Origin of the sequence: Stenotrophomonas sp. HMSC10F06 (genome assembly GCF_001807865.1) — a bacterium.
Taxonomy (GTDB): domain Bacteria; phylum Pseudomonadota; class Gammaproteobacteria; order Xanthomonadales; family Xanthomonadaceae; genus Stenotrophomonas; species Stenotrophomonas bentonitica_A.
In genome coordinates this window covers 1-21817 of record NZ_KV791266.1, presented here as the reverse complement: position 1 = coordinate 21817, position 21817 = coordinate 1, and the positions used below count along the sequence as shown (strand labels likewise).

Here is a 21817-nt window from a genome sequence, read left to right as displayed (position 1 = left end):
GTACGCGTAACCAAGCAGAACCTGCCTGCGCGGTGACCCGTGTCATGGTTTCTTCACTGTCGATATCGCCATCGGCAAACACCACATAACGCCTGCGCATTTCTGCATTGGGGCGCGAGCGGGGTTAATGAATGTGCGATGTCCGTTCCGCCCCGAGGCGGTGACAGTCATGGCTTCCCCCACTACCCGTACGACCTTCGATGACGACAGCTCGTTCTTCCCTGCGCCCGCGATTGCTGGCGTTGGCGGTGTTGCTTGCCACCGCCTCCCCGACCCTGCATGCACAGTCCACCACCGGTGCGATCGCCGGCCAGGCGCCGCCATCGGCGCAGCGTATTTTCGTTCGCAGCGATACCGGCCTCACCCGCGAAGTGACCGTCGACGCACGCGGTCGCTATACCATCAGCCAGCTTCCGCTGGGCCGGTATTCGGTCGAGGCGCGCGACGCCGACGGCAAGGTGCTGCAGACCCGCCAGGACGTCGCACTGACGGTTGGTACCAGTACCGAAGTATCGTTCGGCGATGTCACCCGCCTGGACGGCATCCAGGTCAGCGCGGACCGTGCCGCCGCCGCGATCGATGTGAGCAGCGTGGATTCGCGTACGGTCATCACCGCAGAGCAACTGCAGCGGCTGCCGCTGGGCCGTTCGGCCGAGGCCATCGCCCAGCTCGCACCCGGCGTGATCGGCAACAGCGGCAACGGCACCTACGCCGGCCCAACCGGCGCCCAGCTGGTCAGCTTTGGCGGTTCATCCGCAGCGGAGAACGCCTACTACATCAACGGCTTCAACAGCACCGATCCGCTGCGCGGCCTGGGCGGGCTGACCTTGCCGTACGGAAGCATCGACCAGCAGGAGATCTACACCGGTGGCTACAGCGCCAAGTACGGCCGCTCCGATGGCGGCGTGATCAATGCGGTCGGCAAGCGCGGAACGAATCAGTGGCACTTCGGCGGCCAGGCCACCTGGGAGCCGGCATCCACGCGTGCGGACAAGGACGACGTGCGTTATCCCGGCGATGGCGCGCTGTATGCGCCGGAGAGCAAGGACCGCGAATGGGTCAGCACGCAGAGCATCTATGCCGGCGGCCCGTTGATCGAAGACCGCCTGTTCTTCTTCGGCTCCTACGAGCTGGAGCGCCGTGAAGGCACGGATGTCAAGAATGTGGAGGCGACGAATTCCTATTCCCGCTACGAGTACGAGCGCCCCCGCTGGTACGCCAAGGTGGATTGGAACATCACCGACAATCACCTGCTGGAGCTGACCGGCGCCTCCAGCCGCAATGTATACCGTGGCGACATCTTCGCCTATGACTACGACACGCTCACCCGTGGCGCCCAACGTGGCAAGGACGACACCACCAAGACCGGTGGCGACCTGTGGACGGCCAAGTACACCGGCTACCTGACCGACCGGCTCACCGTCAGCGCGCAATACGGCGAAATGCGCACGGATGACTACATCGGCAACCCGGCCTACGACGGCAGCCTGACCTACCTCAACAGCCCCAACCTGCAGAATCCGGCGTTGACCGGTGGCACGCCGATCACCAACGCGCAGACCACCTCGCTGCTGGTCAATCCGGATCGCGGCAACCGCAGCAACAACCTGCGCCTGGATGCGAACTACGTGTGGGGCGACCACAGCATCACACTCGGCATCGACAACCAGAACGCCCGCGCGTTGAACCGCGGTTCGGTCGCCTCGGCCGATGGCTACTACTGGATCTACGGGCAGTCCAACCCGAACGTGCCGATCAATACCGGCCTGGGCGTGCCGGCGACCGGTGGCATCCGCAATGGCGAGGACGGCTATTACGTACGCCAGTATGTCTACAGCGCGCTGGCTTCGGTACGGGCGTCGCAGCGGGCGCAGTACATTGAAGACAACTGGCAGGTCACCGACCGGCTGCTGCTCAATCTTGGCCTGCGGCTGGACCAGTTCACGAATTTCAACCGCGATGGCGACGCGTACATCAAGCAGACCAGCGGGCAGTGGGCGCCACGCCTGGGCTTCAGCTGGGATGTCGACGGTGATGGCCGCTTCAAGGTGTTCGGCAACGTGGGGCGCTATTACCTGGCGCTGCCGCTGAACCCGGCGTTCAACGCCGCTGGCGCGACGCTGGCCACCTCGACGTACTACACCTACGGCGGCATCGACAGCAACGGCTATCCGACAGACCTCACCCGGTTCTCCGATCCTGTTTCGGCCAACAACAACTATGGCCTGCTGCCGGATGCGAAGACCGTGGCCACCTCCGGCATCGAGCCGTCCTACCAGGATGAGTTCATCCTCGGCTTCAGTAAGGCGCTCGGCCAGGACTGGGTGTACGGGGCCAAAGCGACCTACCGCGTGCTGCGCAGTGGCGTGGACGACTACTGCGATATCGATGCGGTGCTCGGCAAGGCCAGCAGCCTGGGCTACAACGTGACCAAGGACAGCAACCCGGTCAGCTGCTGGCTGATCAATCCGGGGCGCGCCAATACCTTCAACCTGGTCGATACCGGCGGCAATTACGTGACGGTTCCGCTGAGCAACGCGGAAATGGGCTTCCCGCAGTTCAAGCGCAACTACTACGCGGTGAACCTCTCGCTGGAACATCCGTTCGATGGCCGCTGGTATGCCCGCGGCGACTACACCTGGTCACGCAGTTACGGGACCACTGAAGGCCAGTTGCTCTCGGGGATCGGCCAGACGGCGGTGTCCACCACGCAGGCGTGGGACTACGCCCAGCTGATGGAGCACACCAACGGGCCACAGAGCAACGACCATACCCACCAGTTCAAGCTGCACGGCTATTACCAGCTCACCCCGGAATGGTTGGTATCGGCCAACCTGAAGGTACTCTCGGGTTCGCCGTTCAGTGCGCTGGGCTCGTACGGGCCGGACTTCGAAGACCCATCCGGCTACGGCATCGCGTATCACTTCTACAACGGCCAGCCGGCGCCTCCCGGGAGCCAGGGGCGCCTACCGTGGCTGAAGCAGCTTGACCTGGGGGTGTCCTACCGCCCGGCAGTGGCCGATGGTCGGCTGGGCTTCAACCTGGACGTGTTCAATGTGTTCAACAGCCAGGTGGCGCTGTGGAAATCGCCGTACGCCGAGCTGGATCCGGGACAGCCGGATCCGCTGTATGGCGCGGCAACCGTGCGTCAGGCGCCCCGTTCGCTGCGGGTCAGTGTGAGTTACGACTACTGAGGGACAGGGCCAGGCGGGTGGGGGAGGGAGCCCCTGCCCGCCGGCAGCCGCACCAACGCGAACGCCCCAGGGCGTGGCACGTCGTTCACGGATCCCGAGGCAGTCTGGGCCCATTCCCAGTGGAGCCTCTCATGCAGACGCAGATCCGAAACAGGGCAGGGTGGATGGCAGCCGGTTTGACGGCGCTGCTGTGTGCCTGCTCGCCGCAGGGCGAGGACGGTGCCGCACCCGTGGCGCTGCCGAGCGGCGCTGATCCGGGCGCGGCGAAGGCCGCTGATCCAGTGCCCGCCGCGGCAGCGGCCGAGCGGCCGTCACCTGTGTATGAGGAAGCGAAGCCGGGCATTGCGGTGGGTCCGGTGGCGGGAGTGCGGGTTGCGCTCGATTTCCAGCGTGACTACCTGGCCTCGCCCAGTTGGAAGCTGTTTGGACCGCCGGACAGCAAGGGGACGCCGCTGGTGGCGCTGGTGCTGGAGGGATCGGATCGGGTCACGGCCGGCGAACTGCGGATCGGCCGCAGTGCTGAAGCAAAGCAGATCACGTCCTGCCTGGAACCACCGGCCGAAGCAACGGGCCCTGCGGCATCGGCCACTGTCGATATCGGCGGCGTGCCGTTCACCCACTTCACGGCCGGTGATGCCGCCATGAGCCATTACGTCAGCGCCGAGAGCTACCGCGCAGTCCATAACGGTGCCTGCTATGCGATCGATCTGGTCGTCGCCGGCACGCGCCCGGACGTGTATGACCCGCCGCGCACGCCACCCTTCAGCCAGCAGGAAGCGGCATCCCGCTTGGCTGAGGCGCTCAAGGCCGTGTACTGGACGCAGTAACGGCGTTCACCCAGGACGCGACGGAAAGGCGAGCGTGACCTGGGCGCCGCCCAGCGCCGAGCGGCCGATGCCCAGCGTGGCCCGATGCCGTTCGGCGATCTCGGCCACGATGGCCAGGCCCAGGCCACACCCGTCGCCGCTGGCATCGCCCCGCCAGAACCGTTCGGTGACCTGGCTGCGCAAAGACGGATCGATGCCGGGACCATCGTCGTTGACGCTCAGGTGCGTCTGGCCCTGTGTGGTTTCCACGCTGACCGTGATCATCCCTTCCAGTGCGCCGTAGCGCAGCGCGTTGTCGACCAGGTTGCTGATCGTCTCGCGCAGCAGCTGTGGCTCGCCAATCACCATGACGCCGGCATCGGGGCCCTCGTAGCCAAGGTCGACACCGGCGACCACGGCGCGGTCCATCAGCCGTTCCAGTTCATCGCGGGCGAGCACGGCAAGGTCCACCGGGCGCATCGCCAGCATCGCGCCGGCGCTGTCTTCGGAGCGGCTCAGGATCAGCAACTGATGGGTGAGATGGCGCAGTCGGGTCAGCCCACGCAGCAGGCCGGCCAGCGCATCGCGCTGTGCTGCGCGATCCTGTTCACGCAGCGCGCTTTCCAGCTCGATCTGGAGGCCGGCCAGCGGCGTGCGCAGCTGGTGCGCTGCGTTGCTGATGAAGCGCTGCTGTGCGTCCTGCATCGCCGAGAGCCGGTTTACCAGCTGGTTGAAGGCATCCACCGCCGGCCACAGCTCGCGCGGCGCGGCCTCCCGTGGATCCAGTGGCGCCAACGCATCCAGGGGCGCGCTGGCCAGCCGTCGCGCGGCGCCGTTGGTGTGCCGCGCCGCTGCGCCCGTGCCCGACCACGCCAGCCATGCCGCCAGCAGCAGGATCGTGCCCTGCAGCGGGATGCTCGCCAGCAGCAGGCGATGCTCCAGGCGCAGCCGCTTGGTGCGGGTCTCGGCCACGCGGATCAGGATCGGTGCGGCAGCGCCGGGGGGTGTCATCGCGACCTGCACAACGCGCACGTCCTGCCCATCGATCACGGCATCGTAGTAAGTGCGGGCCGGGCTGTCGTCGGCGCCTTCGGCCTGCAGCGCGGTGCCACCAGGCAGGACGGCTGCACCATACAGGCGCGTGCCGTCGGCACGGGTTACCTCGCCGTAGATCCGGTCCACGGTGTCCCAGGTGAACATGCGCGAGACGGCGGGCGAGATCTCCATGTGGACGGTGTCGCCGCGGACGTCGGTCAGCTGCGCCAGCGACATGGCCGAGTCCAGCAACCAGCGGTCGTAAACCTGCTCAGCGTAGTGCCTGGCCAATACGAACGAGCCCACGGCACTGGCCAGCAGCAGCACCAGCAGCGGCAGCCACAGGCGCCGCAGCAGCACGCCACGCAGGCTGTAGGGCGCCTCAGTCATCGCAGGCTTCCAGCCGGTAGCCCAGGCCACGCAGCATGCGGATGCCAACCTTGGCGCCGGCTACCTGCAGCTTGCGGCGCAACCGGCTGACGTGGACCTCGATCACCGACAGGCTGGCGTCGTGATCCCAGCTGTAGACCGCATCAAACAGGCGCTGTTTGGCCACGATCCGGCCCGGCTGCTGCAGCAGGACTTCCATGAGCGCGAGTTCACGTGCGGTGAGTTCCAGCGGCTGTTCGCCAACGCGCAGTTCGCGGGTCCCGGTGTCCAAGCGCAGCGCGCCGAGCTGACGCAGGGCGGGGGCGGTGGACTGGCGGCGCGCAAGCGCCCGGAGACGGGCTTCAAGTTCCCCCAGCGCGAATGGCTTGGCCAGATAATCATCGCCGCCGCTGTCCAGGCCGCGGATGCGGTCCTCCACGCCGTCGCGTGCGGTGAGAATCAGCACCGGCACGCTGAAGCCGTCCTGCCGCAGCCGCGCCAGCAGCTCCAGGCCATCGATGTCCGGCAGTGACAGGTCCAGCACGACCAGGTCGTAGCTGACGCTGGCCAGCGCCGACGGCGCGGCCAGGCCGCGGGCGAGAGGGTCGCAGGCGTGACCGGCGCGGGTCAGGGCGCGCACCAGGCCATCGGCCAGTGCGGCGTCGTCTTCAATCAGCAGAATGCGCATTGCAAGGTTGACGCAAGGTTCGGGAAAGTTTGACGAAAGCGCTGCACCTTACCGTGTCGGCAATGAATACCACCACCCGATGTGCCGCGCTGATCGCGGCATTGCTGATCGCGCCTGCCACGGTCTCCGCGCTTACCTTGGCCGAGGCGGAGCGCGTCATGGCGCAGCACAATCCCGACCTGCTGGCCGCTGCGATCGAACTGCGCGGCACGCAGGGCGATGCGCAGAGCGCCGCGCGCCGGCCCAGCCCCGAGCTGAGCGTGGGCACCTCCAAGATCAGCCGCCAGGAAGGGATCGGCCCGGGCCGTTGGAAGGACAAGCGCGTGGATTCCACGCTCGGCCTGGGCTGGACGTGGGAGCGCGGCGGCAAGCGGGGCTGGCGCATGCGCCAGGCCGATGCCCTGGTCGAGGCGGCCCAGCTGAGCCTGCTCGATGGCCGCCGCCAGCAGCAGGTGGCGCTGCGGGAAGCGTACTTCGGGTTGAAGGCCGCACAGGAACTGAGCCGCATCGCCGAGGAAGATCGCCGTGCCTCGGCCGAGAGCCTGGCCGCTGCCGACCGGCAGGTCGCCACCGGCGCCATGGCGCCGATCGAGCGCGCGCGGCTTGCGGTGGATGATCTGAAAGTGGCCGATGCCGCCCGCGAGGCCGCACTGGACCTGCGCGAGGCACGGCATGTCCTTGCGTTGCTGCTGGGCTGCGATGCGGATGAGGCACTGCATGCCGACGACGAGTGGCCACACCCAGCCTCGGCGGCAACCGCTGCGATGGCCACGCTGGACGAGCGCGTTGACCTGCGTGCGGCCGAGGCGCGGGTGATCGCCGCCGATGCCGCGCGAGCCCTGGCGCGCAGCGAACGGCGGCGCGATGTGCAGTTCGGGATCGAAGCCGAGCGCGAGCCGGCCGACATCGGCGGCGTGACATGGGGACTGTCGATGAGTGTGCCGCTGGGCGGCGCCACGCGCTGGCGCGGCGAACAGCAACGGGCGGAGGCGGACTACGACGCCGCCGTGCTGGAACGGCAAGAGCTGCGCCGCGAAGCCGCCGCTGAACTTGACCAGCTGCGGCACGCACTGGCGGCGGCCGCACAACGCCGCACCGCGTACGAACAGCTTCAGGGACCCGCGGCGCGCAAGAGCATGGAGGGTCTGGAACTGGCCTATCGCCGCGGTGCCGCCACGTTGACCGACCTGCTGGATGCGCGGCGCAGCTGGCGCGAATTCGAATCCGACCTGGTCGATGCGCGCCTGGCGCATGCCTCCGCCCTGGCGCGCTGGAACGCGGCCATCTCCGTTTCCGAAGGACATACCCCATGACGTTTTCGCGCACAGCCGGCTCGGCCCGTCTGCTTTCCTTGATCGTCGCCACTGTGCTGGCGGGTGGCTGCGCGCGCGATGCGGGCCCCGAAGCAGCGGCGGCGCCCACGGTGGAGGGCGCAACGATCCGCTTTGCCGCCGACAGCCCCCAACTGAGGGTGCTGCGCAGCGAGACCGTGACCGACGGGGCGGCGTCGGTGCTGCAGCTGCCGGCGCGCGTCACCTGGGATGACACCCGCTCAAGCATGCTGCGCTCGCCGCTGCCGGGGCAGATCGCACGCATCGAGGCGGCGCCGGGCGAGAAGATCAAGGCAGGCCAGGTCCTGGCGTGGGTGACCTCCCCCGAATTCGGGCAGGTGCAGGCGGAAGGTGCGCGAGGCGCGGCCGAGCTGCGGCAGGCGCGCAATGAACTGGCACGGGTACGTGAGCTGCATGAGGCCGGGGTTGCCTCCGGCCGCGAACTGGGCGAGGCCGAATCCGCGCTGGCCGCCAGCGAAGCCGAGCACGCGCGGCTACAGGCACTGACCCGTGGCTTCGGCAGCCGCCGCGGCATCGACCAGCGCATGCCGCTGCGTTCGCCGATCGATGGGATCCTGGTCGAGCGCCGGATGAGCCCCGGCATGAGCGTCTCCGCCGATGCCGAGGTGCCGCTGGCCGTGGTGAGCGATCCGGACCGGCTGTGGCTGATCATCGATGTTCCCGAAGCGCTGGCCAGCCGTCTCACGCCGGGTCTGAAGGTGCGTGTGGCGCCTGGCACTGGTGAGCCCACACAGGGGGTGCTGGGCCACGTCGATGATTACATCGACACCGAGCGCCACGTGGTGCAGGCGCGTGCCGAACTGGACAACCGCGAGCGTCGCTTCAAGGCCGGGCAGTACGTGCGTGCCGAGATCACCGTGCCGATGGACGGTGGAGTATCGGTGCCGGAAGGTGCGGTGCTGCTGCTCGGGCGCGAGCAGGTGGTGTTCGTGGACGAGGGCAACGGGCAGTTCGCACGACGCACCGTGCAGGCCGAGGAGTTGGGCCAGGGCCGCCTGTGGGTAGGGCAGGGGCTGCCCGCGGGGGCCCGCGTGGTAGTGGACGGCGGTCTGCTGCTGCAGCAGGTGCTCGACCAGAACGTTGGCACTGCTGACCGGTCTGCCGGCACTGCCGTGGCAGGCAGGGGCGCCCCATGATCGATCGTCTGATTGCGTACTGCCTGCGCCAGCCGCTGATGGTCATGCTGGCGCTGCTGATCTTCATCGGCGCCTCGTTCGCGGCATTCCGCGAGCTGCCCGTGGAAGCCTTCCCGGATGTCTCCGATACCCAGGTCACCGTGGTGACCCTGCATCCGGGGCGCGCGGCCGAAGAGGTCGAGCGTGAGGTCACCATGCCGCTGGAAGTGGCGCTGTCGGGTATTCCGCACTCGGTGCGCGTGTTCTCGCATACCCAGTTCGGGTTGTCGATGATCATCCTGACCTTCGACGATGGCGCGGATGACTACTTCGCGCGTGCCCAGGTGATGGAGCGACTGCAGGGCGTGGCTCTGCCCGAGGGCGTGCAGCCGGAGATGGAGGCGATGAGCTCGGCGGTGGGCGAGATCTATCGCTACGTGCTGCACGCGCCGCACATGAGTTCCACCGAACTTCGCACCGTGCAGGAATGGGTGATGGAGCGGCGTCTACGCACGGTGCCGGGCGTGGCCGACGTGGTCAGCTTCGGGGGGTTCGCCAGGACGTTCCAGGTGGAGCCGGACCTGGGCAAGCTGCGTGACCGCGGGATCAGCCTGGAGGAATTTGCCGAGGCGCTGGAGCGGGGCAGTGCGAACGCCGGCGGCGGCTATGTGGAGCGTGGGCAGCAGCAGTATCTGATCCGCGGGGTTGGGCTGATGCGTTCGCCGGCCGACATCGGCACCGTTGTCGTGGGAGAGCGGCAAGGCACCCCCGTGCTGGTGCGCGACCTGGCCCGCATCGTCGATACCGGCCTGCCGCGACAGGGCCTGGTTGGCCAGGATGACAACGACGACGCCGTGTTCGGCATGGTGCTGATGCGCAAGGGCGAGAACCCGTCCCTGGTGCTGGATGCCTTGCATGCGCGCGTGGCCGAGATCGAGGCCGATCACCTGCCGGATGGCGTCACGCTTGAACCGTTCTACGACCGCTCCTGGCTGGTCTCGACCACCCTGAAGACCGTCTTCCGCAACCTGGTGGAGGGTGCGGTGCTGGTGTTCCTGGTGCTGTGGCTGTTCCTCTACAACGCCCGTGCGGCGTTGATCGTGGCAGCGATGATGCCGCTGGCCTTGCTGTCGACCTTCCTCGGCCTGCACCTGTGGGGCGTGCCGGCCAATCTGCTCTCACTGGGCGCGATGGACTTCGGCATCATCATCGATGGTGCGGTGATCGTGACCGAGCATATCGTCTCGCGCATGTCGAAGATGCCGCCCGGCAGCACCCGGCGCGAGCGCATGGCGACGGTGTTGTCGGCTGCGTCGGAGGTGGGGCGGCCGACCTTCTTCTCGATGCTGATCATCATTGCCGCGCACATCCCGATCTTCACCCTGCAGCGCCAGGAAGGCCGGATGTTCGCCCCCATGGCCTATTCGGTGACGTCGGCGCTGATCGGCGCACTGATCCTTGCCCTGACCGTGGTGCCGCTGCTGTGCTTCTGGTGGCTGCGGCGCGAGCGGCTGAAGGGCGAGAACCCGGTGATGAACCGGCTGGTCGGCTGGTACCGCCCGTGGCTGGAGGGGGCGATGGCGCGGCCCCGTGCGGTGGTGCTTGCGGCAGTGGCCATGCTGGTGGTGACGCTGGCATTGGGCACGCGGTTGGGCTCGGAATTCCTGCCCGAACTGGACGAAGGCTCGATCTGGCTGACCGCCACACTCGACCCCAGCACCAGCCTGGCCGAGGCGCAGGCCCAGTCCCGGCGCATCCGTGACCTGGTGCGGACGTTGCCCGAGGTTTCGACGGTGGTGGCCAAGCTCGGTCGCCCCGAGGATGGCTCCGATGCCAAGGGCGCCAACCAGATCGAAGCGCTGGTGGCGCTCAAGCCCGAATCCGAATGGAGCCGGAAGATCGACAAGCGCGAGCTGGTGGCGCAGATGCAGCGCATGCTGGAAGCGCGTATTCCCGGCCCCGAGTTCTCGATCTCCCAGCCGGTGCGCGACAACATCCTGGAAAGCATTTCCCAAATCAAGGGCCAGGTGGTGATCAAGGTAAGCGGCGAAGATCTGGACGTGCTGACCGGCCAGGCCCAGGCGATCCTGGCGCAGGTCAGAGGCGTGGAGGGCGTGGAGAGTGCTTTCATCGACCGCGACGGCAGCCTGCCGCAGCTGCGCATCGATATCGATCGTGATCGCGCAGCGCGCTACGGCCTCAACGTGCAGGATATCGATGCCGTGATCGAGACCGCCATCGGCGGCAGCGAGGTCGGCCAGCTGTGGGAGGGCGAGCGCCAGTTCCCGATCAGCCTGCGCCTGTCCGATGCCGACCGCGATCTGCAGCGCCTGCGCACCGTGCCGGTGGGTACGGCCTCAGGCCAGACGGTGACACTGGGAGATGTGGCGGACTTCAACATGGCCAGCGGTGCGATCAACATCTCGCGTGAGAACGCCCAGCGCGTCAAAGCTGTGAGCATCTTCATCGCCGGGCGCGACATGGGCAGCGTGGTGGCCGACATGCGCCGGCAGGTCGACGCGACCATCGATCTGCCGGAGGGCTACCGGATCGACTGGTCCGGCGAGTTCGAGAACCAGCAGCGCGCCATGGCCCGTCTGGGTTGGGTGGTGCCGCTCTCGGTGCTGATCATCTTCGTGCTGCTGTTTGATGCCTTCAAGGACGTCACCAGCGCCGCGCTGATCCTGGCCAACGTTCCGCTGGCGATGATCGGCGGCATCCTGGCGTTGCTGCTGACCGGGATTCCGCTGTCGGTGTCGGCGGCGATCGGCTTCATTGCCTTGTTTGGGCAAGCGGTACTCAACGGCGTGATCATGTTGACGCGATTCGGCCAGCTGCGCGAGCAGGGCATGGCGCTCTACGACGCCGTGGTGCAGGGCGCACTGCAGCGCCTGCGGACGGTGCTGATGACGGCGCTGTTGGCGATGTTCGGCTTGCTGCCGATGGCGACGTCGCATGCGATTGGGGCTGAGACCCAGAAGCCGCTGGCGGTGGTGGTGATTGGCGGGCTGCTATCGGCGATGCTGCTGACCCTGCTGGTACTGCCGACGCTGTACTACTGGGTGCATCGCCGGCGTGAGCAGCGGCGGGGTGGGGCAGCGATGGAGGTCGAGGCGGTGTAGGGGGCGCTGAGTGGCTGGGCAGTGTGGCGAGGCGCCATTGCCCGGCCGATGGCGCTGGAAGGACGGCAATGCGACGACGCCATCCGACGGGGCGCTGCGATCGTTCGCGCCATCAGGCTCCCGGCGTCCCCGGCGGCAGCGTGTCGTCCCGTTCGTGCCAGGATGGGAGTTCCAGCGCATGGTGTTCGAGCATGGCCTGTATAGACGCACGCGCATGGTCCCTCTCCGCGTTCGCGCATTGGTCGAGAATCTCACCAGTCAGCTGTTCAAACTGCGGCCAGAATTGCGCTGGGTGGCGCACTCGCGCCACCCAGTGGTCCAGCTTGTCGGCCAGCGCATCAAGCTGCACCTGTATGTCGGGACGAACGCTCATCCCGGAGGTGCACCCAGATCAAGCGCGACACGGTAGTAATGGCCGTCGTCGCGGAGCAGGACGGTCAGGTCCGGCTGCAGGACGTCATCCACATGCAGGGTCGGCTGACCCTGCGCAGTGCGGGTCACCACGAACTCGTACAGGCTGCGCCCGAAGCGGTAGCTCAGTTCGAAGGACGGCCAATGATCGGGCAGGCAAGGTTCAAGCGAAAGACGATCGCCGTCGCGACGGATGCCGAGCAGGGATTCCACCAGCAGGCGATACATCCAACCGGCCGACCCGGTGTACCACGTCCAGCCGCCTCGCCCGACGTGCGGCGACACGGCGTAGACATCGGCAGCCAACACATAGGGTTCGACGCGGTAGGTCTGGACCGCCTCGGCGTCCAGCGTGTGGTTCAGGGGGTTGATCATGCCGGCCAGCTCCCAGGCACGCACTGCATCGCCCTGTTGAGCAAATGCCATCGCCGCCCACACCGCCGCGTGGGTGTACTGGCCGCCATTCTCGCGCACGCCCGGTACGTAACCCCGAATGTAGCCGGGGTCCTCGGTGGTCTGGTCGAAGGGCGGGTCGAGGAGCTGGATCAGCTTGGCGTCCTTTCGCACCAGATGCGTGTACAGCGAATCCAGGGCTTGCGTGGCACGCTCAGGCGCGGCCACGCCTGACAGCACCGACCAGCTCTGGGAGATCGAATCGATGCGGCACTCCTGATTCTGTGACGAGCCCAATATGGCGCCGTTGTCGAACCAGGCACGGCGATACCACGCGCCGTCCCAGGCATGCTGTTCCAGATTCTGGCGCAGGCGTTCGGCCTGTTCTTCGCACCATTGCGCACGGGCGGCATCGCCACGCGCGTTGGCCAGCCCGATGAAGCGGCGAAGCGTGTCATGCAGGAAGAACCCGAGCCACACACTTTCACCGCGCTGCTGGTCACCGACGCGGTTCATGCCATCGTTCCAATCGCCGCTGCCCATCAACGGAAGCCCGCGTTCGCCGAGCAACCGGCACCCGCGTTCCAGCGCGACGACGCAGTGTGCATAGAGTGTGCCGCGCTGTGCCGAAAGGGTGGGCATGTCGTAGTAGCCTTCCTCCTCCGGCGTCACCGCGCGGCCCTCGATGTAGCCAACCACTTCGTCCAGCACGCTGGCGTCGCCGGTGACCTCCAGGTAGCGGCATGCGCCTTGGGGCAGCCACAGATAGTCGTCCGAGCAGCGGGTGCGCACGCCGCGACCTTGCGGCGGGTGCCACCAGTGCATCACATCGCCTTCGGTGAACTGGTGTGCCGCGCAGAGCAGCAGGTGTTCGCGGGTCAGGTCCGGGCGCGCGTGTACGAGGGCGAGCGCGTCCTGCAGCTGGTCACGGAAGCCGAACGCGCCGCCGGATTGATAGTAGCCACTGCGTGCCAGGTAGCGGCAGCCCAGGGTCTGGTAGACCAGCCAGCCATTGGCGAGTGCGTCGAACGCCGGATCCGGCGTGCGGACCTGCACCGTGGCCAGTACATTGCGCCAGTGGATCCGCAGGGCATCCAACGCATCGATGGCTTCCTGATTGCCCTGGCGGCTTCTTGCCAATGCCAGCGTTTCCTCGCGGTCGCGCCCCGCGCCAAGGCGGAACGTGGTTTCACTGCGGTCGCCCGGCGCCAGCTCAAGCGGCACCTGGATCGCCGCGCAGGGATCCATGCCCGCACCGGCCCGTGCATCCAGACGCTCGCGACGCAACGCCGCAGGGGCGTGCAATCCGCCGTTGCGGCCGATGAACTCCAGGCGGTCACAGGTCCAGCCGCAGCCCTCGGCATCGGTGTCGAAGAAGGCCATCCGGCCGCCGAACTCGGTGCTGTAGCTGTTGCGCGCCAGCAGCGCCCCGGTCTGCGGGTCGCGTTCGGTGACCACGTGCATGCGCGACTTCGGGCGCAGGTCACCCATGACCCATTCCACGTAGCCGATGGCCGACAGCCGCCGTGGCCGGCCCGACAGGTTGTGCAAGCGCAGGACCGAGAACTTCAGCGGCGCAGTGACATCGACGAAGACCCACAACTCGCTGGCGATGCCGTCTTCGATGTGCTCGTAGACCGTGTAGCCGAAGCCATGGCGGGTACGGTACGCACCGGTGCCCCGGCATGGCAGCGGCATCGGCGACCAGACACGGCCGGTGTCCTCATCGCGCACGTAGAAGGCTTCGCCGCCGGTATCGGACACCGGATCGTTGAGCCAGGGCGTCAAGCGGAATTCGTGTGCGTTTTCGAACCAGGTGTAGCCCGGTGCACTCTCGCTGACGACCGTGCCCAGACGGGCGTTCGCGATCACGTTCGCCCATGGGGCCGGGGTCGGGGCACCTTCGCGTACCACCGCCACGTACTCGCGGCCGTCCTCGCTGAAACTGCCGGTGCCGTTGTCGAATCGGCCGGCGCCGCGATACGGAAGGAACGGCCACGGGTCGTCCACCTCTTCGTCGTGCTCAACACCTGGGGGCAGTCCGGGTTCGGGTCCCGGGTCGGCGACGACGGGCAGCCCGGGCTTCTCTTCCATCGCCAGGGCCAGTTCCTGCTGCTCCGCCTGCGGCACCAGGGCCGGAATGCGCCGCACGGGCAGCGGTTGGCGCCCCACCTGCGCCGCCAGCGTGCCGTCCTCGTCACTGAGCACCACCCGTGCCACCGCCTGCAGCAGAACGCGGTCCTCGTGGCTCATGTTCTGCACCGGCCGCACGAAAATGCCGCCGGGGCGATCGAGCAGGCCCGTCTCCGAACTGGCGGCCACCATCCCCAGGATCTGATCCTGCAGTTCCTGCCGATAGCCGGCCTTGCTGTCGTTCCAGATGACCAGATCGGTGTTGAGTCCCTTCTGGCGCCAATACGCGTGCGCCTGCACCAGCTGCCTGACCAGTTCCACGTTCTCCGCGTCGGCGACCTTGAGCAGCACGATGGGCAGGTCGCCGGAGATGGCATGGCCCCACAGCCCGGATTGTCCGCGCTGGTTCTGCTGCAGGACGGCGTCGCCCGCGCGCAGCAGCGGATTGGCATACAGCACGTGGCTGGCCAGGCGCTCGTACAGCGAGGCCTCGGCCTGGCTGGCGTTGATCTGCCGGCGCACCACCTGGCTGTGTGTCCAGGACAGGTCGAAGACGCGGTCTGCCAGGCGACGATCACGGTACTTGTCGACCATCGCCTCGCACCCGGTGCGGTCGGCGCCGATGCCAAACACCATGTCCAGCTGCACGGTCTGCTCGGGCTCCAGCACCACCCGCACGCGGATGGCCACGATCGGGTCGAGCACCGAGCCGCCCGTGCCGGAGAGGTCGATATCGGTGGTCAACGCCTGCGGGGTCCGCGGCGTGTTGCCACGCCCCAGGAAGCGCGCACGGTCGGTTTCGTAGGAGATCGACACCACCTCGGCGTCATGCACCGCGACCAGATGGAACATCCACGGTGGCACTTCGTCGTGCGAACGGGGCCGGCGCGTGCAGAGCACGGCCTGCTTGGCGGCCAGGATCTCGCTCTGCACGAAGAGGTTGCTGAAGGCCGGATGCGCATCGTCGGACGCTGCGGGCGCCAGCACCACTTCGGCATAGGTGGTGATTTCCACCGTGCGCTGGCGACGGCCGCGGTTGGTCAGGCGCAGGCGCCTGAGCTCGATGTCGTCCTCGGCGGAGATGGCGACCTGCAGGTGGCTCTCGCAGCCGCGGCGGGTACCGCGGAACTCCGCCTTGGCGTCGGAGAAGATCGCCTCGTAATGGTCCAGCGCCACGCAGGTGGGCTGGTAGGCGGCAGACCAGAACTCGCCGCTGTCCACGTCGCGCAGGTAGCAGAACGACCCCCAGGCATCGGTGGTGCCGTCTTCGCGCCAGCGGGTGAGCGACAGGTCGCCGTGGCGGCTGTAGCCGCCGCCGGCATGGGTCAGCATGCCGTGGTAGCGCCCGTTGGAAAGCAGCTGCACTTCCGGGCGCGGGCCCGCCGGGTCGCGCAGGACGCGCAGGGAGGTCTCGTGCTCGGCCATGGCCGAGTGCTCGCCCAGGGCTTCGACCTCATGCGGATGGAACACGCCGATGCGCGGAATGCGTTCCTGCAGCAGCAGCAAGGTCGCCTGGAACTCGGTATCGGCAACGAAACGGCGCTGCATCGGCTGGTCGCGCAACAGGTAATCCAGCGACAGCAGGCCCATGCCCTGGTGGTGGGCCATGAACGAACGCAGCAGCACGTGTTCCTGCCCCGGCGGCACCCGGGCGGGGGTGTAGTCGATCGCCTCGTACATACCGAAGCGCCCGGAGAACCCCAGCCCTTCGAGTGCCTGGAGGTTCTGGCACGCCGCCTCCGGCGCCACCATCAGCGCCATCATGCTGGCATAGGGCGCAATCACCCGATCCTGGCCCAAGCCGCGCTTGAGCCCCAACCCGGGCACACCAAACGCGCGGTACTGGTAGTTCAGGCGCGCATCCACAGCGTTATAGCCCGACTCGGACACGCCCCACGGCAGATTCAAGGTGCGGCCGTAGACGATCTGCGCCTCCACCGCATGCCGCGCGGTCTGGTCGAGCAGCGTGTCCGGATAGCTGGGCATCACCAGCTGCGGCATGAGGTACTCGAACATCGAGCCACTCCACGACAACAGCGTCGGTGTGCCGTTGACCTCGGTGAGCATCCGCCCGAGCGCGAACCAGCTCTCCTGCGCCAACTGGCCCTGGGCGATGGCGACGAAGGCACACAGCCGCGCTTCGGACGCCAGCAGGTCGTAGAAACTGTTGTCCAGGCGATGGTCGTCGACGTTGTAGCCGATCGAGAGCAGGTTGCGGGTGCGGTAGAACAGGAAGCCGTATTCCATCAGCGAGAACTGCCCGGCGCGGTGCGCCAGCGCCTGCAGCTGCTCGATGCGCGCGCGCGCGTCCGCACCGGCGGAGCCGGGCAGGGCGGCCAGCTGGCGCAGGCTCGGTACTGGCGCCTCGTCGTCCGCGCCGGCATCGGCCGGGAGGTTGGCAAGTGTCGCGTGCGCGGCGTGGCATTCGGCAGCGAACAGGGCCGGCCAGTGCAGCGCACCTTCCTCGGGCGCTGGCGGTGCCGGCCATTGCGACAGCACGGCATCGGCCAGACCGGCCAGCTCCTGCAACCGGGCGAGCAGCTGCGCCGTCCCACGGGGTGGGTCGGTACGCGTTGAGGCCAGGCGCTGGCGAAGGTGGTTGAGTGCCTCGCCCAGTGGCGCGTCAGCAGAGCGATGACGCTGCCGTTCCTCTTCCAGCACACCGAGCGTATCGGCCAGGCCGTCGAAGGTGTGCGGCGCCAGTACCGGCGCGTCCACCAGCGCGAGCAGGCCTTGCCGCAGGGTCAGCAGGTGGCCGGCCAGGTTGCCGCTGTCCACGGTGGAGACGTAGCGCGGCGGCAACGGCGCGAGGGTTTCGGTGTCGTACCAGTTCAGGAAGTGGCCGCGATGGCGCGGCAGCTGGTCCAGCGTATCGAACGTGAGCGCGGTACGTTCGGCGACCGCGCCCAGCTGGAGCCAGCCGAAATCCCATGCAGACAGATTGGCCAGCAGCGACAGGCCGATGTTGGTCGGCGAGGTGCGCCGCGCCACCACCAGCGAGGGATGCTCCTGGATGTTGTCCGGCGGCAGCCAGTGATCCTGCTCGCGCACCCACGCCTGGAAGAACGACCAGGTGCGCCGCGCCAGCCGGCCCAGGAATGCCCGCTGGGTCACGGACAGTTCGGCCACGCTTGCGGCCGGCGGCCGGCCCAGCCACGCCATCAACGCGGGCGCGAAGGTCCACGCCAACAGCAGGGGCAGGGCGACAGGCAGTGCCTGCGGAGCCACGCTGGCCACGACCGCCGCCAGCGCAACCGCCAAGACCGACGCCGGCGCCATCACCCGCCATTCCGCGCCGCGGTCGCTACCGAGGCGGCGCTCGACTTCGCTGGAGGGGTTCCATTGCAGCAGATGGCGGCGGGTGACGGTCATGCGCCAGAGCGTGCGCAGCACCGCGCCACCGGCCAGCAACGCTTCGTAGGGCAGACACGCGACCTGGGTGGCCGCGCGCAGCAACGACTGCAGCGTGCCGCGCCCGACCATGATGTAGTGCGCTTCCAGCGGCGTGTCGTCCGGAACGCTCAGCGCATCGCGCAGCATGCCGATCAGCGGCGGCGCGAACCACAGCGCCAGCACCCATGCCGTCCACGCAGCCGGGTTTTCGGCATACAGCCAACCCGCCACCAGCAAGGCCAAGGCGGCGATCGGCACCAGGCTCCGGCGCAGGTTGTCCAGCAACTTGCCGCGCGACAGCAGGCTGAGCCGGTTGCGTTCCCATCCCGATCCCGGGCGCGGTGTCCACGGCATCAACCAGGGCAACAGCTGCCAGTCGCCGCGGATCCAGCGCGCACGGCGCTTGGCATCGGCGGCGTAGCGTTCGGGGTAGTCCTCGTACAGGCGCACATCGCTGACCAGGCCAGCACGGGCATAGCAGCCTTCCAGCAGGTCGTGGCTGAGGATGCGGTTCTCGGGCAGGCGGCCCTCGAGCGCATGCTCGAACGCTTCGACGTCATAGATGCCCTTGCCCACGAACGAGCCTTCGTCGAACAGGTCCTGGTAGACATCCGAGACCATGCGCGAGTACGGGTCGATGCCGGGCTCGCTGCCGAACATCCGCGCAAACCGCGAGGTGCGGCGCGTGCCCAGACTGGTGCCGACGCTGGGCTGCAGGATGCCGTAGCCCTCCACCACGCGTTGCAGCGCCGGATCGAAGCGCGGGCGGTTGAGCGGGTGCGCCAACGTGGCGACGAAGGCGCGTGCGGCATCCCGCGGAAGCTGCGTGTCCGAATCCAGGGTGATGACGTAGCGGACGCCGACCAAGGCGGCCGTGTCACCGACGGTGCGCATGAATGCGGCTGCATCGCCCTGGCGGAGCAGGGCGTTGAGCGCTGCCAGCTTGCCGCGCTTGCGCTCGTGCCCCATCCACACCCCTTCGCCCGGGTTCCATTGCCTGGGGCGCTGCAGCAGGTAGAAGCGATCGCCGCGCTCGGCCGCGTAGCGACTGTTCAGTTCCTCGATGCGCTCCACGGCGTGCGCAAGCAGGGTGTCGTCCGTCGGCGTCTCGGCGGCCGCGGCGTCGAGGAAGTCCGTCAGCAGCACGAAGCGCAGCTGGGGATCGCGGTTGGCCAGGAAGCGGACCTCCAGCGCCTCGGTCAGCACATCGATGCCTTCGATACTGGACAGCATCGAGGGGACCGCGACCACGGTGGAGCAGGCGGCGGGGATACCTTCGCTGAAATCGAGCTTGGGCAGCGGCCTGGGCGTGACCAGTACCGTCGCCGTCCAGTTCACCAGGACGATGCCCAGCTCGCTGAACACCAGAAGCCCGAGCAGCGCGGCCAGCCAGATGGGCACCGCGCCACTGCCCGATGCCAGCAGGCCGCCGGTGGCCACCACCGCCAGCAGGGCAATCGGCAGCAGGTACAGGGCAAGGGGCACGCGGTGCGCCAGTCGCCGGGCCTTGCGGTGCCGTGGCGCTGCCTCGGCCACTGCGTCGACGGTGGCCGAGGCGCCTTCGCCCACGAGCCAATAGCCCACGTGCGCACGTGGCCCATCGTGCGGCGCAGCCGTGCGTGCCAGATCCAGCGCGATGGTCGCAACGCGTTCTTCCGCAACGCGGCTCCCGCGCGCGATCTTCTCTACGACATGGCGATAGGCATCGCGGGTGCCGAAATCCATCTGCGGATAGACGGCCATCGGGTCTTCCCGCAGCCGCTGCTCGACCACACTCATGTCTTCGACAAAGGTGCGCCAATCCATGGTGGAGAGGAAGCGCAGGCTGCCGATGCTGTTGCCGATGGAGACCTGGTCGGCCGCCTGCTGTTGGCCCTCGGCGGCGACCAGTTCATCGATGCGCTGACCGGCCGCGGCGGCCCACTGTTCCAGCCAGGCGATGGGCATGGCCCACGCGCCGCCGCGCCCCTGCAGCGAGCGGGTCAGCTCGGCGATGAAGGCACCGGTCAAGGGCGGCTCGGAGCGGGCCATGTCGGCCACCACCAGGACCACCTCGGTCGGGGTGTCGGACGCCGCGCGATTGAGGTCCTCAGCCCATTGCGCCGCCAGGCTGCGGTCCGTGCCATCGCGCATCACCCGGGCGGCCATGCGCCGCAGATTTTCGAGCAGCGCCAGGCGCAGCATGATGGGGACCGCCCACAGTTCACCCAGGCTCAGGGGAGCAAGCGACTGGTAGGAGGCGATGAAACGGCCCAGGGTATCGGCGTCGATGCGACCGTCGCCGTGCGCGATGGCCTGCATCGACAGTTCATACACACGCGGCAGGCCGGCCGAGGGGCCGGCGACAAGTGAAGGCAACTGACGGCTGTAGCCGCGCGGCAGATGGCGTCGCGCGGTCTGGATCTGTTCTTCGATCAGGTAGTAGTTGTCGAGCAGCCATTCCCCGGCGGGGGTGACCGGCCGCTGTTCACGCACCACGCTGCTGAGCAGCGTGTTGGCGTCTTCCAGGACACGCTCGTTGGCCTGCAGGCGATCGAGCAGGCGCTCTGCGCCAGGCCGCATCCGCACCCGGTGCTGGCGCGCAAGGGCGCGGCCGTACACCTCCATCTGTTCAACGCTGTACAGCGCGGCGCGCAGGGGGCCCTCGGTGGCCTCGATGGCCGGCGCCGAGGCCTGGCGCTCCCGCCAGCGCCAACGGACAAGACGACGCAGACGCAGCCAACGGCCAAAAAGACGACGAAGGTGGGGCATAGGTTACCGATGGGGGGCAGGTCGCGGCCCTCATAGTTGCATTGGGGGTGCCGTGGTAGCTGTGAAGGCCACCCTTCCCGCAGGAGGCGCCAGGGCGGTGGGATGCTCGCCCAGGCGTCGACGCGGTCCTGACACGCATCGGCTATGCTCGCCCGCCATCGCGTGCAGGAACCCAGCGCATGCCCTCCGCCCAAAAGCGCACCCAATGTGCGCTGTGTCGTGACGCCGAGCCGCTGTCGTTCGCGTTCAGCTATGCGTTCCAGCCCATCGTCGATATGCGCACAAGACAGGTCTTCGCCCATGAGGCCTTGGTGCGCGGCCCGGCAGGCGAGCCGGCCAACTCGGTGCTGTCCCGGGTGACCGCCGATAACTGTTACGTGTTCGACCAGGCATGCCGTGCCAAGGCTATCGAGATCGCCGCCCGGTTGAAGATGCCCTCGCATCTGTCGATCAACTTCCTGCCCAACGCCATTTACCGGCCCGAACTGTGCATCCGCTCCACCCTGGAGGCTGCGCGACGACACGACTTTCCGGTCGAGCGGATCATCTTCGAAACCGTTGAAGGCGAGCAGATCAACGACGGCAAGTGGCTGGCCGAGATCCTCACCGAGTACAAACGGATCGGCTTCAAGACGGCCATCGATGATTTCGGTGCCGGCTTTGCCGGCCTGAACCTGCTGGCCGATTTCCAGCCCGACATGGTCAAGCTGGACATGGGCTTGATCCGCGGGGTTGACCGGAGCGCCTCACGGCGCGCCATCGTTGCCGGTGTGGTGTCCATGTGTGCAGCGCTGGAAATTGACGTGATCGCCGAGGGGATAGAAACCGCTGACGAGGCGCGCTGCCTTTCCGATCTCGGCATCGAGCTGATGCAGGGATACTGGTTTGCTCGTCCGCGCTTTGAAGGGGTAGTGGCCGAGGATGAGCTTCCCGGGGCGATGTGGCTGGAAGCGGATATGACGTAATTACGGTCCGGATGTTGTGCTCGTTGAGGAACACATTCATCCGAATGTCGACGCCTTGCAAAGCGGACACCACGGGCGACGACTCAGCGC

10 protein-coding genes are annotated in these 21817 nt (G+C 67.7%); 6 read left to right on the top strand and 4 right to left on the bottom strand.

Going from position 1 to position 21817, the window contains the following annotated elements; translation table 11 throughout:
• Positions 1-200 precede the first annotated feature (200 nt).
• Together HMPREF3113_RS06880 and HMPREF3113_RS06875 are read left to right on the top strand one after the other, a co-directional pair.
• Positions 201-3194, top strand: a complete 2994-nt coding sequence (locus HMPREF3113_RS06880) for a TonB-dependent receptor (RefSeq protein WP_046272431.1) — start codon at positions 201-203, stop codon at positions 3192-3194.
• Positions 3195-3325: 131 nt separating this feature from the next.
• On the top strand, positions 3326-4021 hold the full coding sequence (locus tag HMPREF3113_RS06875) for a hypothetical protein (RefSeq protein ID WP_139146311.1): 696 nt from the start codon (positions 3326-3328) through the stop codon (positions 4019-4021).
• A gap of 6 nt (positions 4022-4027) precedes the next feature.
• On the opposite strand, the gene HMPREF3113_RS06870 is transcribed toward HMPREF3113_RS06875, so the two are convergent.
• Positions 4028-5425 (bottom strand): sensor histidine kinase, encoded by a 1398-nt coding sequence (locus tag HMPREF3113_RS06870; RefSeq protein ID WP_070471563.1) that lies wholly within the window; start codon positions 5423-5425, stop codon positions 4028-4030.
• Complete coding sequence (locus HMPREF3113_RS06865; RefSeq protein WP_070471562.1) at positions 5418-6092, bottom strand: response regulator; 675 nt, start codon at positions 6090-6092, stop codon at positions 5418-5420. Before HMPREF3113_RS06865 ends, HMPREF3113_RS06870 begins: the two co-directional genes overlap by 8 nt.
• Positions 6093-6154: 62 nt before the next feature.
• Here HMPREF3113_RS06865 and HMPREF3113_RS06860 point away from each other — a divergent pair, with 62 nt between their 5' ends.
• From HMPREF3113_RS06860 to HMPREF3113_RS06850, 3 genes are read left to right on the top strand one after another with little or no spacing between them, the layout of a single operon-like run.
• Positions 6155-7405: a TolC family protein gene (locus HMPREF3113_RS06860; protein ID WP_070471561.1), complete on the top strand. Its 1251-nt coding sequence runs from the start codon at positions 6155-6157 to the stop codon at positions 7403-7405.
• Entirely contained in the window at positions 7402-8580 is a 1179-nt protein-coding gene (locus HMPREF3113_RS06855) for an efflux RND transporter periplasmic adaptor subunit (protein ID WP_070471560.1), read from the top strand. Before HMPREF3113_RS06860 ends, HMPREF3113_RS06855 begins: the two co-directional genes overlap by 4 nt.
• The gene (locus tag HMPREF3113_RS06850) at positions 8577-11681 is read left to right on the top strand and encodes an efflux RND transporter permease subunit (RefSeq protein WP_070471559.1); all 3105 of its coding nucleotides are present in this window, start codon (positions 8577-8579) and stop codon (positions 11679-11681) included. The genes HMPREF3113_RS06855 and HMPREF3113_RS06850 overlap by 4 nt, the downstream gene beginning before the upstream one ends.
• Before the next feature lie 112 nt (positions 11682-11793).
• Here HMPREF3113_RS06850 and HMPREF3113_RS06845 read toward each other — a convergent pair whose 3' ends face one another.
• Both HMPREF3113_RS06845 and HMPREF3113_RS06840 read right to left on the bottom strand, forming a co-directional pair.
• On the bottom strand, positions 11794-12054 hold the full coding sequence (locus HMPREF3113_RS06845) for a hypothetical protein (protein ID WP_070471558.1): 261 nt from the start codon (positions 12052-12054) through the stop codon (positions 11794-11796).
• A complete protein-coding gene (locus HMPREF3113_RS06840; protein WP_083298738.1) occupies positions 12051-20762 on the bottom strand; it encodes a glycoside hydrolase family 94 protein in 8712 nt (2903 codons plus the stop codon). The genes HMPREF3113_RS06845 and HMPREF3113_RS06840 overlap by 4 nt, the downstream gene beginning before the upstream one ends.
• A 179-nt stretch (positions 20763-20941) precedes the next feature.
• On the opposite strand from HMPREF3113_RS06840, the gene HMPREF3113_RS06835 reads away from it, so the two are divergent.
• Positions 20942-21727 (top strand): EAL domain-containing protein, encoded by a 786-nt coding sequence (locus tag HMPREF3113_RS06835; RefSeq protein ID WP_070471557.1) that lies wholly within the window; start codon positions 20942-20944, stop codon positions 21725-21727.
• The last annotated feature ends 90 nt before the right edge of the window (positions 21728-21817 follow it).